The following is a 26,779-nucleotide window of genomic DNA, read 5'->3' on the forward strand; positions in this document are numbered from 1 at the left end:
CAAGGAACCGCGCTATGTTCGAACTCGATCACGACCTGGCCCAGGACATCGTCGACCGGGCGATGGCCATCCTGCCGTACAACGTCAATGTCATGGACAGCCAGGGGCTGATACTCGGCAGCGGCGAACCGGAGCGCATCAACACTCGCCACGAAGGCGCGCAATTGGTATTGGCCAACGGGCGCGTGGTCGAGATCGACGCGCAAACAGCGATTCACCTCAAAGGCGTGCAACCGGGCATCAACCTGCCGCTGTTGCTCGATCAGCGTTTGATTGGTGTTCTGGGCATTACCGGCGAACCCGAGCAATTGCGCACCTACGCCGAGCTGGTGCGCATGACCGCCGAGATGCTGGTGGGCCAGCGCAATCAGCAGGCCGAGCAGCAATGGCGGCGCCAGCGTTGCGATGATCTGCTGGCGCTGCTGCTCAGCGAGGCGGGGGATTCGCCGCGATTGCTCGACGAAGCGCAGCAACTGGGGCTTAAACCGCAGTTGACGCGGGTGCCGTATCTGTTCGAGTTGGGCCTGGAACACGGCCCGGGGCAGACCGTCGAAGCGCTCAGCGCCTGGCTGATGTCACGTTATCCGGACAGTTGGTGCGTAAGCTCGGCCAAGTCTTCGTTGCTGTGGTGCCGACCGGCGACGCCTGCGATCGAGAACGATCGGTTGCTGGAAAAGCTCGATGGTCTCGGCTGGAACATTTTGCGCATTGCCGTGGGTGGGCAGGCCGATGGCTTGTCGGGATTGCGCCGTTGCTATCGCCGGGTCGGTGATCTGTTGGCCTATGGACGCGATGTGTTGCCGCATTCGCGCTTGCTGACGCTGAATCGTTATCGGCTGCCGGTAATGCTCTGGCGTCATCGCAACGACGATGCCCTGGATGAACTGCTGCGGCCGCTGCGCAAAGTCATCGCCAAGGATGGCAACGGCCAACTGCTGGCGACCCTGCGCAGTTGGTGCGAACACGACGGCCAGAGCCAGGCTTGCGCTGAGGCGTTGGGCATTCATCGCAACAGTCTGCGTTACCGCATGGAAAGGATTGCCGAACTCAGTGGCGTCGACCCGCTAAAGCTGGACGGAATGCTCGCGCTTTACCTTGGTGTCCAGCTCCTGCCCCAAACCGAACTGCCAAGCGCAATCCCGTAGCACCGTAGCAGCTGTCGAGCTTGCAAGCTTGCGAGGCTGCGTTCGGCGGCGAAGCCGTCGTCATTCCAACCAACAAAGTTTCCCTGATACACCGCGGTGCATGATTTCACGACGGCTTCGCCGCCGAACGCAGCCTCGCAAGCTCGGCAGCTGCTACGACGAGAGGTGTGTGCAGAGGGTTTTGTGAAAATGAACAATAATCCTCTTGACCGCTTGTGCAGCGGACCGGCGTTATTGTTCATGGCGGCTGGCAGCATGGACGCATTGAAACTGGAGAATTCGCATGAAAATCGTCATCGCCCCCGATTCGTTCAAGGACAGCCTGAGTGCTCAAGGTGTGGCCGAGGCCATTGCGCTGGGGCTGGCGGAAATCTGGCCGGATGCACACTTGATCAAGTGCCCGATGGCTGATGGCGGGGAAGGCACGGTCGAATCGATTCTGGCCGCATGCGACGGCGAACTGCGCCGTACCCATGTTCGCGGGCCGCTGGGTGCCACGGTCGATGCCGCGTGGGGCTGGTTGCCACAGAGTCACACCGCGATCATCGAAATGGCCGAGGCCAGTGGCCTGCAACTGGTTGCGCCGAACCTGCGCGATGCCTGCACCAGCAGCACCTACGGCACCGGTGAACTGATCCGCGCGGCGCTGGATGCCGGCGCGCAACGGGTGATCCTGGCGATTGGCGGCAGCGCCACCAACGACGGCGGCGCCGGGGCGATGCAGGCCTTGGGTGTGAAACTGCTGGACGCTCAGGACCAAACCCTGGTGCCGGGTGGCCTGGCCCTGGCGCAATTGGCCCGCCTCGATCTGAGTGAGATCGATGCGCGTCTGGCCAAGGTGCGTTTCGACATCGCCGCCGACGTCAATAACCCGCTGTGCGGCCCTCATGGAGCCTCAGCGATCTTCGGCCCGCAGAAAGGTGCAACACCCGAACAGGTCGAGCAACTGGACCAGGCCCTCGAGCACTTTGCCGAACTCTGCGCACAAGCTTTGGACAAGGACGTGCGCGACGAACCGGGCAGCGGCGCAGCGGGCGGCTTGGGGTTTGCCGCCAAGGCGTTTCTCGGTGCGCAATTTCAGGCCGGGGTGGAAGTGGTCGCCGAATTGGTGGGGCTGGCCGAGGCGGTCAAAGGCGCCGACCTGGTGATCACCGGTGAAGGTCGTTTCGATGCCCAGACGTTGCGCGGCAAAACCCCGTTTGGCGTGGCGCGCATCGCACGCCAGCACGGCGTGCCGGTCATCGTCATCGCCGGCACCTTGGGCGAGGGGTATCAGGCGCTGTACGAACATGGCATCGATGCGGCCTTTGCCTTGGCCAGCGGACCGATGACATTGGAGCAGGCCTGCGCTGAAGCACCGCGTTTGTTGCGTGATCGCGCCCGTGATATTGCGCGGGTGTGGCGGGTGGCGGCCCGCAAAACCCAGGACTGACACAAATTCCTGTAGCAGCTGCGGAGCCTGCGAGGCTGCGTTCGGCGGCGAAGCCGTCGTAGATGCAAGGTTTCCCTGACACACCGCGCCGCATGATTTCACGACAGCTTCGCCGCCGAACGCAGCCTCGCAGGCTCGGCAGCTGCTACAAAAAAAATTTCACTAACCCACTGTAAAAAACCTCAACCCCGGCCGATACAGCTAACAGGCGCACACAAACCTATTACAACAGTGGCGCCAAACTGAAAGGTGCGCGCGCCATCGCCCGCCCGAACAGTGATCCCCGCAAGGATGCTCGCCGCCTCAATTACCGAGATCATCCTATGTCACTGCGTAATCTGAAAATCGCGCCTCGAGCTTTCCTGGGTTTCGCCTTCATTGCCTTGCTAGTGATCGTGCTGGGTGTGTTTGCGGTGAACCGCATGTCGATCATTCGCCAGGCCTCTGTCGATATGGAAATGACGCAGTTACCCAGCATCGGGTTTCTGGGTAACGTGACAGAGAACGTTCTGCGGCTGCGGATTCTCTCGTTCCGCGTACTGGTCAACCGTGATCCGGCGGCGTTGCAGGAAGCCCAGACCCGCATCGGCGTGCTCGTCGACAAAGTGCGCAGCGCCCAAGCCAGCTATGCCGCCTTGCCGGCCGGCCCTGAAGAAGCCGCGCTGTATAAAACCTTCGCGACAACCCTCGACAACTACATGCAGGCCCAGAGCCAAATGCTGGACCTTTCGCGGCAGAACAAACTGGAGGAGATGCGCGCCCTGATCAATACCCGGATCAAGGAAGGCACCGATCAGATGGGCGAGCAACTGAACAAACTGGTGGCGCTCAACGCCGCCGATGCCAAAGCCGCGTCGGCCAAGGCGGGTGAGCACTACAGCGAAGCCTTTGTCGGCATTGTGACGGTGGCGGTGATGGCTTCGTTGCTGACCGTGCTGTTGGCCTGGCTGTTGACCCGCAGCATCCTCACACCGCTGAACCGTGCGGTGCTCGCGGCCGAAACCATTGCTGGCGGCAACCTGAGCAAGGTCATCGAGGTCGACGGCAACGACGAACCGGCGCGTTTGCTCGGCGCCTTGGCCGCCATGCAGACCAACCTGCGCAAGACCATCGAACAGATCGCCGGCTCCGCGACGCAACTGGGTGCTGCCGCGGAGGAACTCAGTACCGTGACGCAAGAAGCGTCACGGGGCCTGCAACAGCAAAACAACGAAATCGAACAGGCGGCCACCGCCGTCAACGAAATGACCGCCGCCGTGGAAGAAGTGGCGCGCAACGCGGTGTCGACCTCCGAAGCCTCGAACCAGTCGACCCAGGCGGCTCGCGAAGGTCGTGACCGGGTGGTGGAAACCGTCGACGCGATCCAGACCATGACCCACGACGTGCAAAACACCGCGTTGATGATCGAGGGCCTGGCGACTCAGGGCCGGGACATTGGCAAAGTGCTGGACGTGATTCGTGCCATCGCCGAACAGACCAACCTGCTGGCCCTCAACGCCGCGATCGAAGCGGCCCGTGCCGGGGAAGCCGGGCGTGGCTTTGCGGTGGTGGCGGACGAGGTCCGGGCGTTGGCCCATCGCACCGCGCAGTCGACCCAGGAAATCGAGAAGATGGTCGCCGGCATCCAGAACGGCACCGGCGAAGCGGTCTCGTCGATGCAGCAAAGCAATCAGCGCACCCAAAGCACGCTGGAAATGGCTCGTGCGGCGGGTATCGCCCTGGAGCAGATCACCCAATCGATTCAACTGATCAACGAACGCAACCTGGTGATCGCCAGCGCCTCGGAAGAACAGGCTCAGGTGTCCCGTGAAGTCGACCGCAATCTGGTGAACATTCGCGACCTGGCCACTCAGTCCGCCGCAGGTGCCAACCAGACCAGTGCAGCCACCCACGAACTGTCGCGATTGGCGGTTGATTTGAATGCGATGGTGGCGCGTTTCGTGATTTGAGATAGGGTTGAAACTGGAACTCGCGCGTTAGGAGAAGTACATGCGCTATTCAGCCTTGACCCAACGAATCGATGGTGACGGAGCCGCAGCCTGGAAGATTCATGATCGAGCGCTGGAATTGCGCGAGCAGGGCGTCGACGTGTTGCTGCTTTCCATTGGCGACCCGGATTTCGACACGCCGCTGCCGATCATTCACGCCGCCATCGATAGCCTGTTGGCCGGTGACACCCATTACTCGGATGTACGCGGCACCCGCGCGCTGCGCAGTAGCATCGCCAGCCGTCATCAGCGGCGCAGCGGCCAGTTGGTAGATGCCGACCATGTGATCGTATTGCCTGGCGCGCAGTGCGCGGTGTATTCGGTTGCCCAATGCCTGCTCGACCCTGGCGATGAAGTGATCGTCGCCGAACCGATGTATGTGACCTATGAAGGCGTGTTCGGTGCCTGCGGAGCCAGCGTGGTGCCGGTGGCGGTGCGTCCGGAAAATGGCTTTCGGGTTGAACCGGCGGATGTCGCGGCGCTGATCACCTCAAAAACCCGCGTTATTTTGCTCAACAGCCCGAATAATCCCTCCGGTGCCAGTCTTTCGTTGAAGAGCTGGCAAGCGTTGGCAGCGTTGTGTGTGCGGCATGACCTTTGGCTGATCAGCGACGAGGTCTACAGCGACCTGTTGTTTGAGGGCGAGCACATCAGCCCGGCCAGTCTGCCGGGCATGGCCGAGCGCACCGCGACGATCAACAGTCTGTCCAAATCCCATGCCATGACCGGCTGGCGGGTGGGCTGGATGATCGGCCCTAAACCGTTGGCTGAACATTTGATGCATCTGTCGCTGTGCATGCTGTTCGGCCTTCCGGATTTCGTCCAGAACGCCGCGCAAGTAGCGCTCGATAAAGACTTGCCGGAAGTGGCACTGATGCGCGAGGAATATCGCCAGCGTCGCGATCTGGTGTGCGCAAGGCTAAGCGGTTGCCCGGGTATCCGGCCGATCAAACCGGATGGCGGGATGTTCGTGATGGTCGATGTGCGCCAGACCGGGCTCGGTGCGCAAGATTTTGCCGAGCGTTTGCTGGAAGGGTACGGCGTGTCGGTGCTGGCGGGCGAAGCCTTCGGGCCGAGCGCGGCGGGGCATATTCGCATTGGCCTGGTGGTGGATCAGGTGAGGCTGGCGGATGCGTGCCAGCGGATTGCATCGTGTGCGGCGCAGTTGCTGCAGGTGCGACGAGCCTGATCGATTTGTGTTGAGTTTGATGGCCTCTTCGCGGGCAAGCCTCGCTCCTACACGGGATTTTGTGGCGTTCACAAAACCGCGCGGGAGCGGGCTTGCCCGCGATGGTTATTGTACTTTTCAGGATTGCCTCTACGGTATCGCATAGACCTTGAACAGCTTTTTGTCCGTGTCGGTAATGCCTTCCAGGTAGGTGTCGTATGCCTGCTCGACCTCGCCCGATCGATACATTTCACTTAGCGCGGTGTCGACCAGCAAACGGAAATCTTCATCGTCTCGATCCACCGCCATTGCAGTCGGCGAGTACTCAAAAATTCGATCCAGCAGGACCAGATTCCCTGCGGAATAGTTATTGGCGAGGAGATTCTTCAGCATCATGCGTTCGGCGAAGAAGGCATCAGCTTTGCCTTCGGCGACCAGTTTGAGGCCCGCTTCAGTGTTCTCGACTGTGACCAGGGTGGCCACCACACCGAGTAATCGCATCTGTTGACGGATCCATGCCTCGGTGACGCCACCTGCGGTGGCGGCATAGGTTTGGTTGGCCAGCCCATGATTGATGGTCGCACGCCAGGTCGGTCCGGTATGGGCTACTTTGCCATTAAGTACATTGAGCAACGCCTCAGGCGCTTCCTGGCGCACCACTGCCGAGAGGCCGGCGGTGTAGATCGGAACCGAGAAGCTCACACGCTTGCGTCGCTCCAATGTGGGGGGCGTCGGCGTACAGAGGATGTCGATCTCGCCCGAGCTCACGGCACTCATCTCGTCGTTGACGGAGACGGGGCGGTAACGTACCTGCATCGCGGGCAAACCCAGTTCGGTCTTGATTTTGTCGGCAACCTTCAGACAAAGCTCGATCGCATAACCGCTGGCTTTGTCACCTTCCTGGACGCTAAAAGGTGCGAAGTCCGGCAAGTAACCAAGGGTGAAGGTATTGCTCGCCTGCACGCGTTCAAGGGTATTGGCATCAGCCAGTACCGGCACCATTGTGAGCAGGCAGACGAACAGCAAGTTAGTGGCTTTGGTCAGTTGTACGTTCATATCCTTGGCGCCCCGCATTCGGATGTCTGTGCTGTCTTGACGATTACAGCTAAGGATTGCCCGCCCTGGTCTGAGCGGTTGGAGACGCATCGACAAAACGCTTGGAGAGGAAGCCATAAAGCAGGTAGCCGAATGTAAGGACAATGAGTCCACCGAAAACGGCATCTTTGCCGCAGGCATAAAGGGCGTACAACGAATAGGCCACGGCGATCAGTAATAGCGTCGTGTTGCGTGTGTAGACCCCCGTACTGACTTTGGCTTTGTACATCATGACCAGCAGGCCGGTGGCGGCTGTCACGTATGGGATCAGGTTGGTCACTGCCGCCAGGCTGACGAGCTTCCCGAACTGGGCGCTGGCATTGGGCGAGATGGTCGACAGTGCCATCAAGGTCTGCAAGACGCCGCAGACGATCATGCCGACAATGGGCGCGTTCTGTGTGCTGACCTTGCTGAACAGTTTCGGAAACATCCCTTGGTCAGCGGTCATCTTGGCCGTTTGCGCCAGGGTGAACTGCCAGCCCAGCAGCGAACCGATACAAGCCATCACTGCCAGCGCCATGACAATGTTGCCGACCACGGGGTTGAACATATGTGCATAGACGAGCGCGAAGGGCGCCGAAGAGTTGGCCAGTTCGGCATTGGGGATGATGCCCTGAATGACCGTAGTCGACAGCACATACACCACTGCCGCACCCAGCGTGCCGAACAGGCAGGCCAACGGTACGGTGCGCTTGGGATCTTCCACTGCATCGGAGGCCTGTGCCGCCGACTCCATGCCAAGAAAAGCCCACAGAGTAAGGGGAATTGCCTTACTGATGGCGTCGGAGATCGGCAGGTTGTTCGGATTCCAGGCGGCAATCAGCAAATCGGGCTTGAACCAGAACCAACCGATGATGCTCAAGCCTGCCACCGGGATGATCACCCCCCACACGGTAATCGCGCCGATCTTGCCGGTGATACCGGGGCCACCGAAGTTGGCCACGGTGGTCAACCAGAGCAGGCCAACCGTACCGATGAACAGAGGAATGGCGCCACTGCCCAGCCAGGGCACGAACGATGTCATGTAGCCCACCGCGGAGATGGCGACGGCCACGTTGGCGATGCCCAGCGAGAGAAAGTACAGATACGAACAGAGGAAGAAGCCTGATTTGGCGTGCGCCTCTTCAGTGTAGGCAGACAACCCGCCTGAGCGCAGGCAGTAAATGCCGCACTGGGAAAAGCAGTAAGCGATGGCCATCGAACCGACGGCAGTGACGATCCATGACAGCAACGAAACAGCCCCGAGTTGGGCCATGCTCGTCGGCAACATGATGATGCCCGATCCCATCATGTTCACCGTCACCAGAGTGGTGAGCCCCATGAGGCTCATTTTCTTGCTTGAGTCGGCCATCGGGAACTCCTTGATCTGCTCAACACATTGACCATAGCCCTGATTGCCATGCTCAACGTCGGGAAATAGCCCATCGAACAGATTTATCGCCAGTTAGTCTCATCGAAGATGGCTTTTGGGATTCTGAACAGCAAAAAGAAATGGTCGACAGGGTATGACTCCATTGTAGGGGGGACTTTTCTTTAGCTGGCTCTGTCACATGTACATACATACAAAACAGATATGAGGTTTTACATGTCCAAGCTTGCAGAGTTCCGTGAACTGGAAAAACATCTGGCTAAACAGCTCCAGGTGCTCGAGGCAATGAAAGGTGATGCAGGCCTTCAAAAGGAAATTGATTTCGAAAAGAAGCTGCGTGATTTGCTAGCCAAATACGGCTATAGCCTGAAAGACGTGATCAATCTTCTTGAGCCACAAACTGGTCGTCGCGCATCAGTAACCGCGCCGAAATCCGGCACACGCAAGCCGCGCCAGGTGAAGATCTACAAAAATCCAAACACCGGCGAAGTCGTCGAGACCAAGGGCGGCAACCAGAAGAGACTGAGGGAATGGAAATCCAAATTTGGCTCTGCCACTGTCGAGTCCTGGCTGACCAAGTGAGTTTGATTTGTAGGAGCCAGGCTTGCCGCACCGCTGGCTCCTACATGTCCGATCCATCGTCACTTTCTCACCCGAAACCACAAGATACGCCTTGGCGTTTCTTGTGGTATTTCAAGCGATGCTCGTCGCGGCAAGAGGCTCCCGCGATGCTGCGCGTGCAGCCAGGAAGGCAAAAACGGCCGCCACGCCCAGCACAGTGGCACTCAACTCGAAGGTCGCTCGATAGCCGCTCAAGTCAAAGACCAGCCCGCCAACGGTTGCGCCAGACGCAATTGCCAGCTGGATGATCGCCACCATTAAGCCGCCTCCCGCTTCAGCAGCGTCTGGCAACGTTCTCGCCAGCCATGTCCACCATCCCACGGGCGCAGCAGTCGCAACCAGTCCCCAGAGGCCAAGCAAAACAGTCGTGGTAGCCGCCGAGCTGCCGAATGAAACAAGCGCCAGTGCAATCACCGCCATCAAGATCGGGATGACGATGAGGGTTCGATGCAGGCCATTTTTCAAGAACGCTTCAATCAGGAAGGTTCCTGCGAGGCCCGCAATACCCAGGACGAGCAACATCAACGACAGCATGGAAACACTGACGTACGTGACCGTTTCAAGAAACGGGCGCAAATAGGTAAACAGCATGAACTGGCCCATGAAAAACACGCTGACCGCCACCATGCCTAACGCGACCGGCGTGCGTTTCATCAACTTGAAGACGTTGCCAGTGCCTGAACCGCTTTGCGATTTCATCGGTGGAAGGCTTAACAACAGCCATACACAAGCGACTATCGCGACTGGGATGACGCACAAGAATGCACCGCGCCAGCCAATCAGGGCGCCGAGAAAACTGCCCAGTGGCGCTGCAATAACCGTCGCCAAAGCGTTGCCGCCGTTGACGATGGCCATTGCGCGAGTGATCTGGTCATCGGGCACCAGGCGCATGGCGGTTGCCGCCGACAATGACCAGAATCCACCTATCGCAACACCGATCAGCGCGCGGCCGGTCATGAACACCCAGTAGTTCGGGGCGAACACGACCACTGTTCCAGAAAGGATCATAAGCAGTGTCAGTGAAAGGAGCAGCGGTTTGCGGTCGACCCGCGTAGCCACCGATGCGATCAGAAGACCGGTGAACAAGGCAAACAGCCCCGAAACGGAGATTCCCTGGCCGGCTTGTCCCTCGGTGACCTGAAGATCTGCGGCAATCGGTGTCAGCAGGCTGACGGGCATGAACTCCGATGCCACCAGCACGAAGGCGGCGAGGGACATGGCGAATACGGCGCCCCATGATTTATGGGGCACAGGGAGGAGGTGATCAGTCATTGGTTGAATCCTGTATTGCGAGAAGCGTCGTAGCCCCGAGGACGAGGCTAGGAGAGAAGTGATGCCCGGCCAGGGCACCGATCAGGCTACTTCAGGTTGCTTTTGAAGAACGTGGTCAACTTGGCGAATGGAATGAGATTGACCCGGTCGTAAAGATCCACGTGTCCGGCATCTGGAATAATGAGCAACTCTTTAGGCTCGGCGGCCCGCTTGTAGGCGTCCTCACTGAACTCGCGTGAGTGTGCCTGGGCGCCGGCAATGAACAGCAGCGGGCGAGGGGAGATAGTCTCGATGTCATTGAACGGATAGAAGTTCATGAACTTCACGTTGCTGGTCAGCGTCGGCATGGTGGTCGTCTGCGGCGATGCGCCGGCCGGAGTGACTTCGCCTCGGTGGGTGCGATAAAAATCGTAGAACTCGTCACCCACGGCATTGCCGGTCAGTTTGAGTGGCGTGCCGCCGGTGTAGCGGATTTCGCCACCCTGGAATTCGGCATAGCGCTGCTCGGTGGCGTCGCGAATGATCTGCCGGCGTTGTTCCGCAGTCACTGCGTGTTTGAGACCGTTACGGTTCGCCGCACCCATGTCGTACATGCTGACGGTGGCGATGGCCTTCATACGCGGATCAATCTTGGCCGCACTGATAGCGAAGCTGCCACTGCCGCAGATACCGAGGACGCCGATTCGCTCAGGATCGACAGTTGGGTGAGTGCCGAGAAAGTCCACGGCGGCACTGAAGTCTTCTGCGTAAATATCGGGCGAGACGGCCTGGCGAGGCGTGCCCTCGCTCTCGCCCCAGAAGGATAAATCCAGAGATAGGGTGACAAATCCTTGTTCGGCCATTTTGGTGGCGTACAAGTTCGCACTCTGCTCTTTCACCGCCCCCATTGGATGGCCGACGATGATGGCGGCGTTCCCGGATTTGGAGGCGAGGTCTTTCGGGGTGAACAGGTTGCCCGCTACCTTCATACCGTATTGATTCTTGAAGGTGACCTTTTCAACGGCCACTTTCTCGCTTTTGTAGAAGTTGTCCGCACCGTTTGACATATCGGCTCCCATTGAAGAAAAAGAGGTAGCGAGAAGCCCCAGGGCAAGAAAAATTCCTTTCACCGGATAGTCCTTTCGATTGAGTTGTAGTTTGCTGGAGTGTTTTGACTCAGTGCTTAATCAGCCAACATGGGAGATTCCTCAATGGGTATATCGAATGAACATTCTCCGGTTCTGCCCATACTCCCTGTAGTGCATTGCGCTGGATTACTTGCCTGATTCTATGAGTCTCTGTTTTTTTGCAGGACGGTCGTGAACTGGCGAGTTAGAGTTCAGCGAAGAGGTACTAGACGAACATGACGATCAAACACGGCACCGCACCGCAACAGACATCAGTGCAAGAAACGCTTGCGCAGATCATCGGCGCGCAGATCCCGAAACCAGGTGATTACGCAACGCCCATTACGGGCCTCGGCTTCTTCAGGCGCGAACATCCATCGCCGCCCGTCGTCTGCATGGTGGAGCCAAGCATCATCCTCGTCGCCCGGGGTGAGAAACAGCTCTGGGTAGGCGGCGAAGGCTACCCGTATGACACGTCGCGATTTCTGATCACCTCATTGGACTTGCCTGCCAATTCGCAAGTGCTGGCGGCAAGCCCGGAACAGCCATGCCTGGGACTCACTTTGAAGCTCGATCTGCGTATGCTGGCTGAGCTGATAGCACAAAGTGACCTACCGCCAATCCGGGATCGGTCAGTTGCGAAGGGGGTAGGAATTGGTTCAGTGACCCCTGCAATGCTGGCGTCATTCGAGCGCTTATTGGCACTGCTCGATGAGCCAGAGTCCATTCCTGTTCTGGCCCCCTTGATTCAACGCGAGATTCACTACCGTCTCTTGCAGAGTGATCAGGCGAGCCGGCTACGACAAATAACTTCTGTCGATGGCCAAGGTTATCGGATCGCCAAAGCTATCGATTGGCTGAAGTTGAATTACACCTCAGCGCTTCGCGTCGATGAACTTGCGGCCCGAGTGCAGATGAGCACTCCGACCTTTCACCACCACTTCCGTCAACTCACCACAATGAGCCCCTTGCAGTACCAGAAATGGCTGCGACTGAACGAGGCGAGGCGATTGATGCTCAATGAACACCAGGACGTATCCAGTGCGGCTTACAAGGTTGGATATGAAAGCCCGTCCCAGTTCAGCCGCGAATACAGCCGTCTGTTTGGCGTACCTCCCAAGCGGGATATTGCGGTGTTGCGAGGGCAGGGGTAGCTATAGCGTCAAGCTGACGAATTGCGTTTGCTTACGCTTTTTAAACGCTATCGAGATAAAACGACTAAACAACCATTTAGCATAGTTATAATCTATCGAATAGACTTACATAATAGTTTAAGTGTTTTAAGGAGGGCGATCCACATGACCAACAGTGAGCTCAACATTCAAATTCCCAACGCTGAAGCAGTCATCGCCGCATTGGCTCTGGAGCCTCACATGGAAGGCGGTTTCTACCGAAGAACCTTTCAATCTGATCACCACGCTATGGTCGAGATCAATGGTGGTCAACGTCACTTGATGACTTCAATTTATTACTTGCTGACCAAGGATTCGCCTATAGGTCATTTTCACTTGAATCAATCGGACATCGTTCATTACTACCATTTGGGAAGCCCGATTCAGTACAGCCTGATTTTTCCAGACGGCACGTTGAATACTGTGGTGATGGGCAGCGACGTTATCGCCGGGCAGTGTTTGCAGCTGCATGTACCTGGTGGCGTCTGGAAAGCTTCGCAACTGATGAATGGTTTAGCGGAATACGGTTTGATCAGTGAAGCGGTTTCACCAGGGTTTGATTTTGCAGATATGGAGATGGGTAATCGACAGAAACTCAGAGAGCAGTTTCCCGAGCATTCGGAGCTGATTGGGAAGCTGACCCAAGGATGAGGGGCCTGGGTGAAATGAGGGCTTCAAAATCTGCGTGCAACCGGGCCAATCTTGAAACATCATGTTACGTGTAATGTATATTATGTTAAATGATGTGTCAGAGCGGAACTTCTACCAAAGGTTCTTTCAAGCTACCAATCCCCGATCCCTGTTTGAGCCAACTCTATACCCCGGTTCCAGCAATCGACGCTCGAACCGTCTGATCATGTATGACCCACCCCGGGAAGCTTTGGCTCTGAGTTCGATGACAGGCACCCAGATCAAAGCATCAGCCGGCTACCGCTACAGCGACAAATCACTCCTTCGATCCTGCTAATGATCTATAGCTACGGCTATCTCAACCGCATCAAGGCCGGCGCAGCTAACTTCGCCTGGACGCTATAGATCTCAGAAATCACCTGCATCGTTGCGTCTTCGATCGTTCCTTCATTACGGCATAAAACCCAGCCGTGATCTGCAATCGCTTGCTCGAACGCCTTGGTACAAGCGATCTGTTCTTCCAGCTTATGGATCACCGTACTGCTCAGCCCACGCCGTCGTGCCGCTGCCCTTGCCCATGAAATTTCAGGGGCGGTGACAACCCCGACATGCAGGTCTGGCACTCGCACGTTTCGATCAATGTTTAACTGTAGAATTTCTGCAAACGGGACTATCCGGCGAAACGCGGCATCAGACGGGTACCAGCGATCGATCAAGATGATGCTGCCTGGTGGCTGTTTAGCCAGCACGTGTTGGGAAATCCAGGTACGGCTATCAGCAAAGCGCTCACAAACCTCCAACTCCAAATCCCGGGAGGGATTTCTGACGAGTTTGTTCACGAGGGCCATTGTTTCACCCCTACAGGGATCGCTTTTACTCTCACAAAGTCGGATCACCTTTTTATTGTCTGCCCTCAGTACTTTCGTAACGGCCTCCAACAGTGTGGTTTTGCCGGCACCCTTGGGCCCATCTAGAGAAACAAACAGCGGACGATTCATTCTTCACATAACGATTGATATACGGTTTTTTTTGCCCTGTTCGTTCGCTGGAATCGCTTGGCGCGACTATGCGAATCGAGTGGAGGGTCCTTATGAACTGAACACTCTAACCGTCGCTCTCAGCTTTCGACAGGCGATGCGCCGAAATTGTGGAAGTTTCTGTAAAAATCCGAGTCTCAGAGCGGTGGGAACGATTAAAGTCGCTTATCCAGCCGGCGCATTCTTGTCCCACCCCGTGCATACCCGGGCAAATCACTAAGCCAGTACTTTCCAGCCCAGTTGCTCACGAGCCTCTTGCAGGTCGGATTGCAGATCGTGATCCCACAACCAGTCGAAACGCTCTGCCAGGGTTTTGCTCAGCAGCTGCTCGTCATCGGCTACCACCGGATCACGCAGCTCGTAGAGTTCGCCGGCTTCCCAGGAGGTGCGTTGCACACGACAGGCGCGTGGACGACGGATCGCGTCATAGACCTCAAGCACCGCTTGCGGCCGACTCGCCAGAACCTGTGGGTCTGCCAGCAGTCGGGCCAAAAGCCAGGCATCTTCCAACCCCTGCCCTGCGCCGGCGCCCTGGTGCGGCAACATGGCGTGGGCCGCATCGCCGATCAGACCTACGCGGCCGTGCACGTAGCCCGGCAGCTCTTCGAGTTCGTGCAGAGCCCAAAGGGTCGGCGCTGGAATGCACTCGAGCAGCACCCGTGCGGCATCGCCCCAGTCGGCGAAGGCGGCAAGCATTTCTTCCTGGCTGGCATTACGAACCCATGGGGAATCGCTCGGCCAGGATGGGTCAGGCTGACTGCGATCGGAAATGAACGCCACGATGTTGATCAGCCGGCCTTGTTTAACCGGGAATGTGAGGATGTGTGCGTCGAGCCCCAGATACATCTGCGGGACGTCGACCAAGTGTTCATCTACACCTCGAGTACGGTAGGCAGCGCGCAACTGTTCGCTGTCGATCATCCCGCGGTAAGCACAAGTACCACTGAAGCGCGGCGTAGCCAGGGGCTGTCCGAGGCCTTGAAGAACATGATCACGAATCGAAGACTTGATACCGTCAGCAGCGATCAACAGGTCACAGCGGTGCTCGCTGCCATCGGTGAACAATACGCGGGCCTGTTCGGCATCCTGCTCCACGCTCACCGCGCGCTTACCGAATTGGGCGATTCCCTCTGGTAACTGGCTGGCCAACGCGTCGAGAAAATCCGCACGATGCACTGAAGACTGCCCTACCCCTTCAGCCAGGCTTGCGCCGAGGTAACCGGCATCCTCGCCGCGGCGCCATTCGAACCAAATATCCTGCCAGGGATCAAGCGTGCGGTCGGCGATCTGCCGGTAGGGTTCGGCAATACCCAGGCCGGCGATAGCACGAACGGCGTTGGCGCCGAAGGAAACACCTGCACCGACCTCGCCAAAGGCGGGGGCCGATTCGAACAACTGCACGCTGAGATGGGAGTGGCGGCACAGATCCAGTGCCAACGCCACCCCGGCGATACCACCGCCGACAATACCGATGTGCAAAGTAGATTGAGAGGTTTGCATAGCAAGGTACCCATGAGGCTGATTGTTATTGGAGTAACTGAATCATCGCCATCTGAGCGCTATTGATAAATACCGTAACTCTCATACTCAACATTACGAATGTGAATATTGTTCGCCGAAAAATGCTGCTTGAGCGCAACGCCCTTCACCTGGAACGGATCCAGGTGAAGGGCATTGCACTCATGGTTCAGCCAGGGTGGATCGTGCCGAACAATACATTCGGCAAATGGGTTTAACGGGATGCGAGAACACCATTCAACTTCGCCACTTGCGTAGCCAATGCGTCCATCAGATCTGGCGACAAGCAGTCATAAGGTTCCAAACCGAGCGCGCGCAGTTTTTCGCGAATCTCCTTCATGTCCTCCGGCGGAGTGCCGGTTTCGATGAGCGACGAAACGAAGGCTGCAAAGCCCGGTGCAGCCCACCCTTTTTGCGGAGAAAGCTCGGTATGCACGAAGTCCAGGCCGTAGAACGCATGGTCTTTATTTTCGATGCGGCCGAACATATGCGCATGGCACTCTTTGCAAGCATGTCGTTGAATAGTGGCGCGCTCGTCAACAATGACCAGCTTCTCAGCGTTCGCGATGACGCTGACTTTATCGCGAGGAACAACCGCTACGACCGCGAATTTCGCACCTGCGGGTTTCCAGCACTTGCTGCAGCCACAGGCATGATTGTGCAGAGTCTGAGCGTCAATCCTGATTTCAACCTTGTCGGTCGGACACAGGCATTGCAGGGTACCGCCAGAGAAATTTGCAGCGCTTGGCGCTATGCCGTTATCCAGTGAAGGATGAAGCTTCAAATTGCTCACGATAAACCTCCAGTATCAGGGAGTATTCGAACTGGATCTGGAGCCTGAGCTCCAGGGCGCGGATCAGTATTTGATAGTGCCTTCATGCATCAGATCGAAGGCCTCATTAATACGTTCAAGTAGTATGGTATGAGTGACGAAGGGAGCCAGATCGATTTCGCGCGTTCTGGATCAGAAAGACCAGAATGGCTATTGCCCCTACCAGCCCCGGTATAGCGAAGATGAGAAAACTCGCCTGCAGCGGTAACGATGAGGCATGCAGTGCGCCGCCCAGCAGAGGACCAATGATGGCACCGGTGCGCCCTACCCCCATCGCCCAACCGAGGCCTGTAGCCCGGATCTGCGGCGGGTAATATTGCACGGTGCAAGCGTTGGCCAGGATCTGTGTGCCAATGGTGCACGCACCGGCAACGGCGATGAGCAAATAGAGCACAGGTAAAGGGGCCTTGAGTGCGAGCAGGCTCAGGGCCAAAGCACCGCAGCTGAAGAAGACGAACAAGACCTTGGCGATGCCTATTCGATCACCCAGCCACCCGCCGGCCACCGCGCCGATAATCGCACCAAGATTCAGCGCCACCAGAAACGCCAGGCTCGAGTTCAAGCCGTAACCAGCGGCGCTCATGAGTTTCGGCAACCAGGAACTCAATGCATAAACCATCAGCAGGCAACAGAAAAACGCCAGCCATAGCATGAAGGTGCTCAACTTGCGCCCCTCTTGGAACAACTGCGCAATCGACGCGTTTGTGCCTTTAGCGACTGTGTGATTCAACTGATCGGTTGCGCTGGGCACATAACTCGGTACGGCCTGCGTCAGTAATATCCGGGCCTTGATCGTCTGACCCGTTCGTAGAAGGAAATCCATCGATTCAGGCAACTGCCGTATCAAAAATGGCAACGCCAACAGTGGGATCAAGGCCACATAGAACACCGCTTGCCATCCCCACTGAGGAATCAACACCATGCCCAAACCCGCAGACAGCATCCCTCCTAGCGAGTAGCCACTGAACATGAGGGCGACCAAGGTGCTGCGGGATTTCCTGGGTGCGTACTCGTTCATCAACGCGACAACGTTCGGCATGACCCCGCCAATCCCCAGACCGGCAACAAACCGGCACAACGCAAAAGCCTCCGGGCTCTGCGCCAAGCCGTTGATCGCGGTGACACCACTGAAAAGAGTTACGCACATCATGATGGTTTTACGTCTGCCTATCCGGTCCGACAATGATCCGAAAAACAGCGCGCCCAACATCATTCCCACCAGCGCACAACTACCCAGCGCTCCCGCCTGTAATGAGCTCAGCCCCCACTCGGCCATCAGTGAGGGCAACACAACCCCATAGATGACCAGGTCATAGCCGTCGAAGATGATGATGAGTGCGCACCAGAACAGTACGCGCGCATGGAAGGCGTTGAAACGTGCCCCGTCAATCAGGGCTGATACATCGATCGTACGCATGGCATCGCTCTTTTTGTCATTGTTATAGAGCCGGAGGTTCAGATGCCTCCGGGAGTTGCGCAGTGCCCAACTCGCTGGCCGACGTGCTTGAGGATTGGGCATTGAAGCGATCATGGCCAAGGCATCAACCGTGATAAATGCAGTGATCCGAATACCTATTATTTCGAACGTGAATAAAGATCGGACACGAGCAAAAGCCAAGCGACCCTTACAATGGACGCGACGGTTTAGCACTTGATAGGCTTGTGATTCTTGCAGCGGCCATTTCAGAGCGGTGCAGACCCAACGACGGGCAACGGTTTATTGCTCTGGTATGAGCCAACCTGCACGAGGCGTTATGGAATTACGTGAGCTGGATCTCAATCTGCTTTTGGTGTTCAACCAACTGCTGATCGACCGCAGGGTTTCGACTGCGGCGGATAATCTTGAGCTGACCCAGCCCGCGGTCAGCAACGCGCTAAAGCGGTTGCGTAGCGCCTTGAACGACGAACTTTTCGTACGCACCTACCAGGGAATGGAGCCCACGCCTTACGCCCGGCAGCTGGCTGAGCCGATTGCGCAAGCCATTCAAACATTGCGCGATGCACTTAGCCGGCAGGACACGTTTGACCCGCTTAATAGCAATCGAAGATTCACCATGGCCATGACGGATATTGGTGAAATCTACTTCATGCCGCGGCTGATGGATGCGCTGGCTGAACGCGCTCCGGGTTGCTCGATCAGTACGCTGCGCAACAACACCGATACCCTGGCCGAAGGGCTGCAGAACGGTGCTATCGACCTGGCCGTCGGGTTACTTCCTCACCTTCAAGCCGGTTTTTTCAAGCAGCGCTTGTTCCACCATCGCTACGTCTGCATGTGCCGCAAAGGCCATCCTGCCACCCGGGAACCGTTGACGCTTGAGCGTTTTTGCAGCTATGACCACGTTCGTGTTGTAGCGGCGAACACAGGACACGGCGAAGTTGATACGTTTCTCGCACGTGCGGGCATCGAGCGAAATATCCGTTTGGAGGTTCCGCATTTCGTCGCGATAGGCCACATACTTCAACGTACGGACTTGCTGGCAACTGTGCCTGAACGATTCGCCACCAGTTGCGAACAACCCTTCGGACTCGCCGTTCTACCGCCGCCCCTGGAGTTGCCGAAAATCGAGATCAATCTGTTCTGGCATACCCGATACAACAAGGATCCGGCCAATCGCTGGTTACGCCAGCTCATGTTTGAGCTGTTCTCCGATTGAATATCAAGGTCGACCCGCAGGAACCGAGTTCCAGGTTTGATTTGATTGAATGAAGAAGCCGCCTTCCTGAAGGCGGTTTTTTTTGCGACGAGCCTAAGCGAACCTGAAAAATCGCCTTCGCGAGCCCGCTCCCACAGGGCATCACTCGCCACCTAAGCAAACGTCAACAGAACGTTACTTTTCCGAAATGCCTCAAAAAACCACGTAACCGTTAATCAGTTAGTCCGGTTTTTTGACGCTCCCCCGATGCGCGGTAACAACTTTTGCCCTCCGCTGGGTCATAACACGGTAGCTGTCGATGGAATATTGGCATCTTTCGAGGTTTTCGCCTGATACGGAGATAAGCTCATGATTTTCAATGTACAAAATTTTGGCGCCAAAGGAGATGGCATCACTGACGACACGGCGGCGATTCAAAGTGCAATTGATGCGGCGGCCGCTGCAGGCGGTGGGCAGGTGTATATGCCGACCGGAACCTATATCGTTTCGGGGGGTGAGGAACCCTCCGACGGTTGCCTGATGCTCAAGAGCAACGTCTACCTGTACGGCGACGGCATGGGAGCAACCACCGTCAAGGTGGCTGACGGCTCCGACACCAAGATCACGGGGGTCATCCGCTCCGCCTATGGCGAGGAAACCCATGACTTCGGCGTCAGTAACCTCACCATCGACGGCAACCGTGACAGCACCACGGGCAAGATCGACGGTTGGTTCAACGGTTACATTCCTGGCGAAGCAGGCTACGACTCCAACGTCACCCTCGACAGCGTCGAGATCAAGGATTGCTCCGGGTACGGTTTCGACCCCCACGAGCAGACCGTCAACATGGTCATCAAGAACAGTGTGTCCCACGGCAACGGCCTGGACGGCTTCGTGGCTGACTTCCTCAGCAATAGCACCTTCGAAAACAACATCGCCTACGACAACGATCGCCACGGTTTCAACATCGTTACCAGCACCCACGACTTCACACTCACCAATAACGTCGCCTACGACAACGGCGGCAATGGCATCGTGATCCAGCGCGGCAGCGAGGACATCCCCTCCCCCAGCAACATCACCATCATCGGTGGCGAGGTGTACGGCAACGGCGCCGAAGGGGTGCTGATCAAAATGTCCAGCGAGGTGACGGTCAGCGGCGTCGACATTCACGACAACGCCAGCGCCGGGATACGCATCTACGGCAGTAACCACGTCGAGATCATCGACAACACGCTCAACAACAACTCCCTGGGCAGCCCCGTACCGGAAATCATTATCCAGTCCTACAATGACACCCTGGGTGTGTCCGGCAAGTACTTCAACGGCAGCGATAACACGATCCAGGGCAACATCATCATCGGCAGCGACCTGTCGACCTACGGCGTCGCCGAACGCAACGAAGACGGCACTGATCGCAACGCCATCATCGGCAACACCATTAGCCACACCAGCAACGGTGCCACGCTGATCTATGGCGACGGCAGCTACGTCAGCGCCACGGTGCCGATGACCACCGTGCAAGGCACGGCTGGCAACGACACCCTGCTGGGCAGTGCCGCCAGCGAGATTTTCTACGGCGTTGCCGGCAACGACACCATCAATGGCGGTGCCGGTGGCGACATTCTGGTGGGTGGTGCAGGTATCGACAAACTCACCGGCGGTACGGGCGCCGATACGTTCCGTTTCGTCGCTCAGTCCGACAGTTACCGCAACGCAACCACAAGCTTCGATGACACCATCACCGACTTCGATGTCACCCAGGACACGATCGACCTCGCCGGCCTCGGTTTCACCGGTCTTGGCGATGGCCATGGCGGCACCCTGCAGGTCAGCTACAGCGCCAGCAGCGACCGCACCTACATCAAGGACTACGATGCCGACGCCAGCGGCAATCGCTTCGAGCTGATTCTCTCTGGCAACCTCGCCAGCACCCTCACCGCCAGCAATTTCATCTTCAATCGTGTGGTCACCGGCACCAGCGGCAGCGACTCGCTGCTGGGTAGCGATTCTGCCGACACCCTCCTCGGCCTGGCGGGCAACGACAACCTCAGTGGCGGTGCGGGCGACGATAAGCTCGACGGCGGCGCCGGCATGGACACCCTCACCGGTGGCGCTGGAGCGGACATCTTTGTGTTCTCCAATCGCCTGGACAGTTACCGCAACTACAACACTGGCGGCGCCAACCTTGGCGACCTGATCACCGACTTCGATACCACCGCCGACAAAATCGACCTCTCGGCCATGGGTTTCACCGGCCTGGGGGATGGCAAGAACAACACCGTGTACGTGGTGCTCAACAGTGCCGGCACCAAGACTTACATCAAGTCCCTGACCGCCGACGCCAATGGCAACCGCTTCGAAGTGGCTTTGGACGGCAACTACCTCAACACGCTGACCAGCGCCAATTTCGTGTTTGCCACTTCGCCAACGGTCAACCATGCGCCGGTGGTGGCAACGGCGTTGCTGGATCAGAACGCGACCGAAAACACCCCGTTCAGCTACGCGGTGCCGGCCACCAGTTTTACCGATCCGGATAACGACAGCCTCAGCTACACCGCGACCCTGGCCGATGGCAGCGCCCTGCCCGCATGGCTGGGCTTCAACGCCACCAACCTGACCTTCACCGGCACGCCAACCAGCACCGCGTCCGGCAGTTACAACGTGCTGGTCAAAGCCACGGACCCGGCCGGTGCATCGGTCAGCGATAGCTTCGCCCTGGTCGTGGCCGATGCCCCCGCCAACACCATCACCGGCACCAACAACGCCGAAACCCTCAACGGTACGGCGGGTGCGGACCTGATCCTCGGCCTCGGTGGCAACGACACAATCAAGGCCGGCACCGGCGCGGACATCGTTGATGGCGGCGCCGGACGCGATTCGCTGTACGGCGGCGACGGTGCCGACATTTTCCGCTATACCAACGTGCTCGACAGCTACCGCGACTACGACACCGGCGGTGTCACGGTCACCGACACGATTTATGACTTCACCATAGGCGTCGACAAGATCGATGTTTCGGGCCCGGGCTTTGTAGGCCTCGGCGATGGCCGCAATGGCACGTTGTACATCACACTCAACGCGGCCGGCGACAAGACCTACATCAAGTCCGCCGTAGCGGATGCCGATGGCAATCGTTTTGAAATCGCCCTCAGCGGCAACTACCTCAACACCCTGACCGCCAGCGACTTCGTATTCGGCGAGAGCGTCCAGCAGGACATCCTCTACCTGCCCACCCTCGGCCAATCCAATGCGCGCCTGCTGCGCATGACGGAGGACGACAATCAGTCCGGCACCTCGATGCTGGTCAACGACCTGGACCGCTATACCCCCTATGACGTGCGCAGCCAATTCACCGATGCCAATGGCAACGGCATCGACATCGCGGTGGGCGGCAGCACGGTTACCGGCCTGTCGACTCTCAGCGCTGAGGAACTCAAGTTGTGCTGGTGGCTGACCGACACCAACCAACCTGGCGCTGCGCTGTTGCGCGCCGTGACGCTGCTGCGCGACCAGCTCACCGAACTGCAATCGATCGATAACGTCACCATGGGCATCGTTTGGGGCCAGGGCGAGGAAGCCGCCCAGGAGATCGCTCGCGCCACGGACAAAGCAGCGGCAGCAGCGGCCTACAAGGCCGCGACCCTGAAGGTGTTTGATTACCTGCATACCCAGTTCGGCAACTTCAGCGTGTACTTGATGGAAACAGGTCACTACGAGCAGGACGCGGCACGTGCCCGTGGTTATTCGGAGGAGAAAATTGCCTCCATCGTCGAGGGGGTTGGCTATGTCCGCGCCGCCCAGGAAGCCATCGCCGCCGAGCGCGCCGACGTCAAGCTGGCGGTGGACTACACCGACCTGCCCTTGCGCCACGAAGTCGATCCGCAGGCGTATCCCGACGACGTCTGGCACCTGCACGAGGAGTCGGCGGAGATCGTCGGCCAGCGCCTGGCCGACTACATTGCCAATGACCTTGGCTTCCAGGGCAACCCCAACGACAACAATAGCGTGCAGGACATTTTCGACAACGCTCAGAACATGATTTCCGGTACCGACCAGGCGGATACCCTGGTGGGCAGTTCGGGCAACGACACACTGGATGGCAAACTGGGCGCCGACACCATGACCGGTGGCGATGGCAACGACATCTATGTGGTCGATAACGCGTCCGACCGAGTGGTGGAAACCAACACCTCGACCTCACAGATCGATACGGTGCAGGCCTCGATCAGCTGGACCCTGGGTGCCAACCTCGAGAACCTGGTGCTCACCGGTGTGTCGGCCATCAACGGCACCGGCAATGAGCGGCACAACTTCATCACCGGCAATGCCGCCAATAACGTGCTCAATGGTGCCGCAGGGGACGACAGCATGAGCGGCGGCGATGGCAACGACACCTACTATGTCGATAACGCCAACGACACCGTGATCGAGATCAACAGCAATGCGGCGCCGGGAGGGGTCGACAGTGTGCACAGCAGCCTGGCGGCCTACACCCTCAGCAACAACGTCGAGCATCTGTATATCGATAGCACTGGCGCCGCCAATGGCACGGGCAACGCGCTGGACAACACACTGTTCGCCGGAGCCGGGAACAACGTGCTGGATGGGCGCGATGGCAATGACACGGTGTCCTTTGAACGGGCCCTGTCCGGCGTTACCGTAAACCTCTCGACATCAGCGCAACAAAACACCGTGAGTTCCGGACTCGACACCTTGAAATTCTTCGAAAACCTGACGGGAAGCGCCTACGCCGACAGTCTGTCGGGCAACAGCGCTGCGAACGTTCTGAACGGTGGTGCGGGCAACGATGCGCTGGTGGGCGGTTCGGGCAACGACCGGCTAATCGGCGGTGCAGGCACCGACAACCTCACCGCTGGCACTGGCGCGGATACCTACGCGTTTGGTGCGCTGTCGGACATGGGCATCGGGGCTTTGCGCGATGTGATCAACGGATTCAAGAGCACTGAGAGCGATCTTCTGGATTTCACCGGCCTGGACGCCAACCCGCTGACCACCGCTGTCGACGCCTTCACCTTCGTCGGCAGCAATGCCTTTGACCCTGCCGACGCCACCGGCCAACTGCGCTTTGCCGATGGCATTCTTTACGGCAGTGTCGATGCCGACGCCATCCCGGAGTTCGAAATCCAGCTGGTGGGTGTCCAGGAGCTGCACGCCAGCGATTTCACAGCCTTGGGTTAGGCTCACATCCCCGGGAGCGGGCTTGCCCGCTCCCAAAGGGGTTTTGCAGTACCCAGGTAGATCTACTCTTGATCTACAGTAACCACCTTCCAACTGTCATCTGGATCAAAGCGTTTCATCGACTGCGCCAACTTGTCACCACCGGGTCCCAAGTCTTTTTCGAACACCTGCCCTTCATGACTGATCATGAAACTCATCACCCCGGTGTCGGCGTATTTCGCCGGCCAGGCGATCAGTGCAAAGCCACGGATCATCTTGTCACCGATGAGGTAGCTGTAGGCACCGCCCGGTGCTGAAGGACCTTGGCCATCAAGGATGCGAAAGTGATAACCCTGCCAGTCTTCGCCGGCAATGGTTTTGCCGAACAAGGGACCCAACGGGCTGATCTGACCGCTATCGTCATCCTCCCAATAAAGTCCGTCGTGCTTGCCGGCGGCGCTGAAGATTTTTTTCGCGTAGGCGAGCGCGCCGTCACCGTCACGATCCACGGATGCATATTCCATCTGGACGTCGTGATAAGTCAGCACTGATTGCAACGCGGCGAGTTCGTTGCGGCCAATTCGACGTGCGCGGACTTCGGCGCTGCCGGCGTCGATGTCGAAGCGCCAACCGTTCGCGGCTCTTATCATGGGGATAGGCAATGTCCAGTGGTCACTGCCAACCGACAGGACCGCCTTGCTATCGCTGGTTTTTTCAATGGCGTGTTGCTCGCGATACTGCTTCAAAAACGCATCCACATCACTGCGCTGCACGCCTTCGCGCGGGATGAAACTGCGCCATTCATTACCCAGCAACTCTGCCAAGCGTGCCTGATCGGCATGTTCCGTACCCAGCGCTTCGACGAACGCCTGGGCCGCCATTTCCGGGGTTGGAAATGCCTGCTGTGCCGTAACCATGCACGACCACGTCAAGCCGGCAGCGATCGCCATGACATGAAGGCGCAAGCCCATGAGAGCCTTCACTCGAGCATTGTTTTTCAACGACGGCCCCCTCTTTGACGCGCGGGTGGACTGGACGGCCGACTGACCTGATGGCCGGTTGGACGCGAGGCACTGGGGCGCCGGGCGGATGCCTGGCTGGCCTGGCCACGACTGGCTTGTGCGTTGGCTTGGGTTGGCGAGCGCACGCCGGCGAATGCATTGTTGCGCGCACTGCCGGTACTGGCAGCCGGCCGTTTTTGCGCAGTCTGGCGCCCTTGCAAATCGCCTTGTCCGCGCTGATTTACCTGAGCGGTCTGTTTCCTGGGAGGCTGACTCTCCCGAGTAGTTCTGGCTGTGCCCTGGCTCCTGTCAGACGCTTTCGGTCTGTCGGTACCGGCTTGCATCCGATTGCCGGGCGCGGTTGCGGACTGGGCTTTGCGCGCCGAATCACGGGCTTCGCGGTTGCTGGTGGCAGGTCGCTCGATACCGTGCTTGTCCATTGAACCTCGGGCTTTTTCACGAGCCTGGGCTCGCTGAGCATCGTCCCCTCGATAGGCTTCACGCTGACGGGCACCGTCCAGTTGTCGGCCGTACTGTTCGCGGCTCTTACTGTCTCGGTAGGGAACGCCATCGCGATGAACAGCGTTGTGCTGCCATTTGTTCTGATTCCGAGTGATCTGGTTGTTGCGATTGATGTTGTTGTAGCGGTCGACGTCAATGTCGATGTCGTTGTTGCCCCAGTCACATTCACCCCATAACGAGCCGATGATAGCCACACCGGTACCAAAGGCCAGCCCGGCCATCAATGCCGAACCGGGGTAATAGGCCGGCGGCGGTGGATAGTACACGGGAGGCGATGCCGGATAGGGCCAGGTGCCGTAGGTTGTTGTCGGGTTATAACTGGGTACGTAAACCACCTGCGGATCGGAGGGCTGAATGATGATCGTGGAGGTGCTGCTGGCCGGAGCCGGAGCCGGAGCTGCCGGTGCCGCAGCCGCCTGCACCGTCACGTTTTGATATTGGTTGCTCTGCAGGTTGCCTGCTGCCTGGGCCTGATGACGCAAGCGTTGTACGCCCCCCATGACATCGTCGGGCTGCGCCAGGAAGGCATCACCCAGGCGTTGCACCCAGACGGGATCCTGTCCCAGCGTTGCCATGACTTGAGGGAAAGCAACCAGCGCCTGCACGCTCGGATCCCAGGGCTGGTTGGCCACTTGTTTGACCGCATCATCGCCCTTGGCGTCCGGGTGTGCTTTAGACCAGGTGACCGCTTCGGCGATTTCCCCGGGGTAGGTGGTGGCCATCAGCACCTGGGCCAGCAGTGGGTCCGGGTAAAGCGCAATAGGAGCCAGCATTTGATCCAGCTGCTCCTGGGTAAACACGGCATCTTTGGCCGCCGCGGTGACGGGCACTGTATCGACAGTGCTTGTGGTCGCGCTCGCATCCAATGGCTGCGCCAGGCAGGAAGATCCGCTCAAAAACAATACAGCTGACACTGCGTAGAACAATGGAATGCGCATTGCACCCCCTCTGTGGTCAGGCAGGCTTGAGCGCCTTGATCGTTCCGCCCTTCCCTGCACCGTCGCGCCCGTCAAAGACGATACAGATCTTCATGCTCTTGGCTTTCTTCAAGCCT

19 protein-coding genes and 1 pseudogene are annotated in these 26,779 nt (G+C 58.2%); 9 read left to right on the plus strand and 11 right to left on the minus strand.

Annotated features, from left to right (window positions below):
* The first annotated feature begins 14 nt into the window (after positions 1 to 14).
* From IB250_RS14685 to IB250_RS14700, 4 genes are all read left to right on the plus strand, one after another.
* Positions 15 to 1,145, plus strand: a complete 1,131-nt coding sequence (locus IB250_RS14685) for a sugar diacid recognition domain-containing protein (RefSeq protein WP_192344617.1) — start codon at positions 15 to 17, stop codon at positions 1,143 to 1,145.
* 283 nt (positions 1,146 to 1,428) lie between these two features.
* Positions 1,429 to 2,577, plus strand: a complete 1,149-nt coding sequence (locus IB250_RS14690; RefSeq protein WP_192344618.1) for a glycerate kinase — start codon at positions 1,429 to 1,431, stop codon at positions 2,575 to 2,577.
* A gap of 323 nt (positions 2,578 to 2,900) precedes the next feature.
* Positions 2,901 to 4,526 carry a methyl-accepting chemotaxis protein gene (locus IB250_RS14695; protein WP_192344619.1) on the plus strand — a complete coding sequence of 542 codons (1,626 nt, stop codon included), beginning with the start codon at positions 2,901 to 2,903 and terminating at the stop codon, positions 4,524 to 4,526.
* Between the two features lie 40 nt (positions 4,527 to 4,566).
* Positions 4,567 to 5,754 (plus strand): pyridoxal phosphate-dependent aminotransferase, encoded by a 1,188-nt coding sequence (locus tag IB250_RS14700; RefSeq protein WP_192344620.1) that lies wholly within the window; start codon positions 4,567 to 4,569, stop codon positions 5,752 to 5,754.
* A gap of 129 nt (positions 5,755 to 5,883) precedes the next feature.
* On the opposite strand, the gene IB250_RS14705 is transcribed toward IB250_RS14700, so the two are convergent.
* Positions 5,884 to 6,789, minus strand: a complete 906-nt coding sequence (locus IB250_RS14705; RefSeq protein ID WP_192344760.1) for an amino acid ABC transporter substrate-binding protein — start codon at positions 6,787 to 6,789, stop codon at positions 5,884 to 5,886.
* A 49-nt stretch (positions 6,790 to 6,838) separates the two neighbouring features.
* Positions 6,839 to 8,179 (minus strand): putrescine-ornithine antiporter, encoded by a 1,341-nt coding sequence (gene potE / locus IB250_RS14710; protein ID WP_192344621.1) that lies wholly within the window; start codon positions 8,177 to 8,179, stop codon positions 6,839 to 6,841.
* Positions 8,180 to 8,413: 234 nt separating this feature from the next.
* Between potE and IB250_RS14715 the strand changes: the two genes are divergently transcribed.
* Complete coding sequence (locus tag IB250_RS14715) at positions 8,414 to 8,779, plus strand: histone-like nucleoid-structuring protein, MvaT/MvaU family (protein WP_192344622.1); 366 nt, start codon at positions 8,414 to 8,416, stop codon at positions 8,777 to 8,779.
* A gap of 111 nt (positions 8,780 to 8,890) precedes the next feature.
* On the opposite strand, the gene IB250_RS14720 is transcribed toward IB250_RS14715, so the two are convergent.
* Together IB250_RS14720 and IB250_RS14725 are read right to left on the minus strand one after the other, a co-directional pair.
* Positions 8,891 to 10,090, minus strand: a complete 1,200-nt coding sequence (locus IB250_RS14720) for an MFS transporter (RefSeq protein WP_192344623.1) — start codon at positions 10,088 to 10,090, stop codon at positions 8,891 to 8,893.
* An 86-nt stretch (positions 10,091 to 10,176) separates the two neighbouring features.
* A complete protein-coding gene (locus IB250_RS14725; protein ID WP_225603533.1) occupies positions 10,177 to 11,148 on the minus strand; it encodes an alpha/beta hydrolase in 972 nt (323 codons plus the stop codon).
* 284 nt (positions 11,149 to 11,432) lie between these two features.
* On the opposite strand from IB250_RS14725, the gene IB250_RS14730 reads away from it, so the two are divergent.
* Together IB250_RS14730 and IB250_RS14735 are read left to right on the plus strand one after the other, a co-directional pair.
* Positions 11,433 to 12,350 (plus strand): AraC family transcriptional regulator, encoded by a 918-nt coding sequence (locus IB250_RS14730; RefSeq protein ID WP_192344625.1) that lies wholly within the window; start codon positions 11,433 to 11,435, stop codon positions 12,348 to 12,350.
* A 144-nt stretch (positions 12,351 to 12,494) separates the two neighbouring features.
* Positions 12,495 to 13,019 (plus strand): cupin domain-containing protein, encoded by a 525-nt coding sequence (locus IB250_RS14735; protein WP_192344626.1) that lies wholly within the window; start codon positions 12,495 to 12,497, stop codon positions 13,017 to 13,019.
* 332 nt (positions 13,020 to 13,351) lie between these two features.
* Here IB250_RS14735 and IB250_RS14740 read toward each other — a convergent pair whose 3' ends face one another.
* The 4 genes from IB250_RS14740 to IB250_RS14755 all read right to left on the minus strand — a co-directional run bounded on the left by IB250_RS14740 (position 13,352) and on the right by IB250_RS14755 (position 17,802).
* Positions 13,352 to 13,996: a dTMP kinase gene (locus IB250_RS14740; RefSeq protein WP_192344627.1), complete on the minus strand. Its 645-nt coding sequence runs from the start codon at positions 13,994 to 13,996 to the stop codon at positions 13,352 to 13,354.
* A 255-nt stretch (positions 13,997 to 14,251) separates the two neighbouring features.
* Positions 14,252 to 15,535 carry a salicylate 1-monooxygenase gene (gene salA / locus IB250_RS14745; RefSeq protein ID WP_192344628.1) on the minus strand — a complete coding sequence of 428 codons (1,284 nt, stop codon included), beginning with the start codon at positions 15,533 to 15,535 and terminating at the stop codon, positions 14,252 to 14,254.
* 232 nt (positions 15,536 to 15,767) lie between these two features.
* Positions 15,768 to 16,346, minus strand: a complete 579-nt coding sequence (gene gfa / locus IB250_RS14750) for an S-(hydroxymethyl)glutathione synthase (RefSeq protein WP_192344629.1) — start codon at positions 16,344 to 16,346, stop codon at positions 15,768 to 15,770.
* 115 nt (positions 16,347 to 16,461) lie between these two features.
* Complete coding sequence (locus IB250_RS14755; protein WP_192344630.1) at positions 16,462 to 17,802, minus strand: MFS transporter; 1,341 nt, start codon at positions 17,800 to 17,802, stop codon at positions 16,462 to 16,464.
* 337 nt (positions 17,803 to 18,139) lie between these two features.
* Between IB250_RS14755 and IB250_RS14760 the strand changes: the two genes are divergently transcribed.
* A complete protein-coding gene (locus IB250_RS14760; RefSeq protein ID WP_192344631.1) occupies positions 18,140 to 19,042 on the plus strand; it encodes a LysR family transcriptional regulator in 903 nt (300 codons plus the stop codon).
* 348 nt (positions 19,043 to 19,390) lie between these two features.
* Entirely contained in the window at positions 19,391 to 24,223 is a 4,833-nt protein-coding gene (locus IB250_RS14765; RefSeq protein WP_192344632.1) for a M10 family metallopeptidase C-terminal domain-containing protein, read from the plus strand.
* 62 nt (positions 24,224 to 24,285) lie between these two features.
* Here IB250_RS14765 and IB250_RS14770 read toward each other — a convergent pair whose 3' ends face one another.
* The 3 genes and pseudogenes from IB250_RS14770 to IB250_RS29065 form a co-directional block, all read right to left on the minus strand.
* Entirely contained in the window at positions 24,286 to 25,173 is an 888-nt protein-coding gene (locus tag IB250_RS14770; RefSeq protein WP_192344633.1) for a DUF2950 domain-containing protein, read from the minus strand.
* A gap of 26 nt (positions 25,174 to 25,199) precedes the next feature.
* Positions 25,200 to 26,663 carry a DUF3300 domain-containing protein gene (locus tag IB250_RS14775; protein WP_192344634.1) on the minus strand — a complete coding sequence of 488 codons (1,464 nt, stop codon included), beginning with the start codon at positions 26,661 to 26,663 and terminating at the stop codon, positions 25,200 to 25,202.
* A gap of 28 nt (positions 26,664 to 26,691) precedes the next feature.
* Positions 26,692 to 26,766, minus strand: a pseudogene (locus IB250_RS29065) (hypothetical protein); the annotation flags it as partial.
* Between the last annotated feature and the right edge of the window lie 13 nt (positions 26,767 to 26,779).

Source organism: Pseudomonas sp. PDM09 (genome assembly GCF_014852305.1).
Classification (GTDB): domain Bacteria; phylum Pseudomonadota; class Gammaproteobacteria; order Pseudomonadales; family Pseudomonadaceae; genus Aquipseudomonas.

Excerpts from the sequence above, each read along its gene's own strand:
- IB250_RS14685 (WP_192344617.1), top strand. The coding sequence starts at position 15 with ATGTTCGAACTCGATCACGACCTGGCCCAGGACATCGTCGACCGGGCG.
- IB250_RS14690 (WP_192344618.1), top strand. The coding sequence starts at position 1,429 with ATGAAAATCGTCATCGCCCCCGATTCGTTCAAGGACAGCCTGAGTGCT.
- IB250_RS14695 (WP_192344619.1), top strand. The coding sequence starts at position 2,901 with ATGTCACTGCGTAATCTGAAAATCGCGCCTCGAGCTTTCCTGGGTTTC.
- IB250_RS14700 (WP_192344620.1), top strand. The coding sequence starts at position 4,567 with ATGCGCTATTCAGCCTTGACCCAACGAATCGATGGTGACGGAGCCGCA.
- IB250_RS14705 (WP_192344760.1), bottom strand. The coding sequence starts at position 6,789 with ATGAACGTACAACTGACCAAAGCCACTAACTTGCTGTTCGTCTGCCTG.
- potE (WP_192344621.1), bottom strand. The coding sequence starts at position 8,179 with ATGGCCGACTCAAGCAAGAAAATGAGCCTCATGGGGCTCACCACTCTG.
- IB250_RS14715 (WP_192344622.1), top strand. The coding sequence starts at position 8,414 with ATGTCCAAGCTTGCAGAGTTCCGTGAACTGGAAAAACATCTGGCTAAA.
- IB250_RS14720 (WP_192344623.1), bottom strand. The coding sequence starts at position 10,090 with ATGACTGATCACCTCCTCCCTGTGCCCCATAAATCATGGGGCGCCGTA.
- IB250_RS14725 (WP_225603533.1), bottom strand. The coding sequence starts at position 11,148 with ATGGGAGCCGATATGTCAAACGGTGCGGACAACTTCTACAAAAGCGAG.
- IB250_RS14730 (WP_192344625.1), top strand. The coding sequence starts at position 11,433 with ATGACGATCAAACACGGCACCGCACCGCAACAGACATCAGTGCAAGAA.
- IB250_RS14735 (WP_192344626.1), top strand. The coding sequence starts at position 12,495 with ATGACCAACAGTGAGCTCAACATTCAAATTCCCAACGCTGAAGCAGTC.
- IB250_RS14740 (WP_192344627.1), bottom strand. The coding sequence starts at position 13,996 with ATGAATCGTCCGCTGTTTGTTTCTCTAGATGGGCCCAAGGGTGCCGGC.
- salA (WP_192344628.1), bottom strand. The coding sequence starts at position 15,535 with ATGCAAACCTCTCAATCTACTTTGCACATCGGTATTGTCGGCGGTGGT.
- IB250_RS14755 (WP_192344630.1), bottom strand. The coding sequence starts at position 17,802 with ATGCGTACGATCGATGTATCAGCCCTGATTGACGGGGCACGTTTCAAC.
- IB250_RS14760 (WP_192344631.1), top strand. The coding sequence starts at position 18,140 with ATGGAATTACGTGAGCTGGATCTCAATCTGCTTTTGGTGTTCAACCAA.
- IB250_RS14765 (WP_192344632.1), top strand. The coding sequence starts at position 19,391 with ATGATTTTCAATGTACAAAATTTTGGCGCCAAAGGAGATGGCATCACT.
- IB250_RS14770 (WP_192344633.1), bottom strand. The coding sequence starts at position 25,173 with ATGGGCTTGCGCCTTCATGTCATGGCGATCGCTGCCGGCTTGACGTGG.
- IB250_RS14775 (WP_192344634.1), bottom strand. The coding sequence starts at position 26,663 with ATGCGCATTCCATTGTTCTACGCAGTGTCAGCTGTATTGTTTTTGAGC.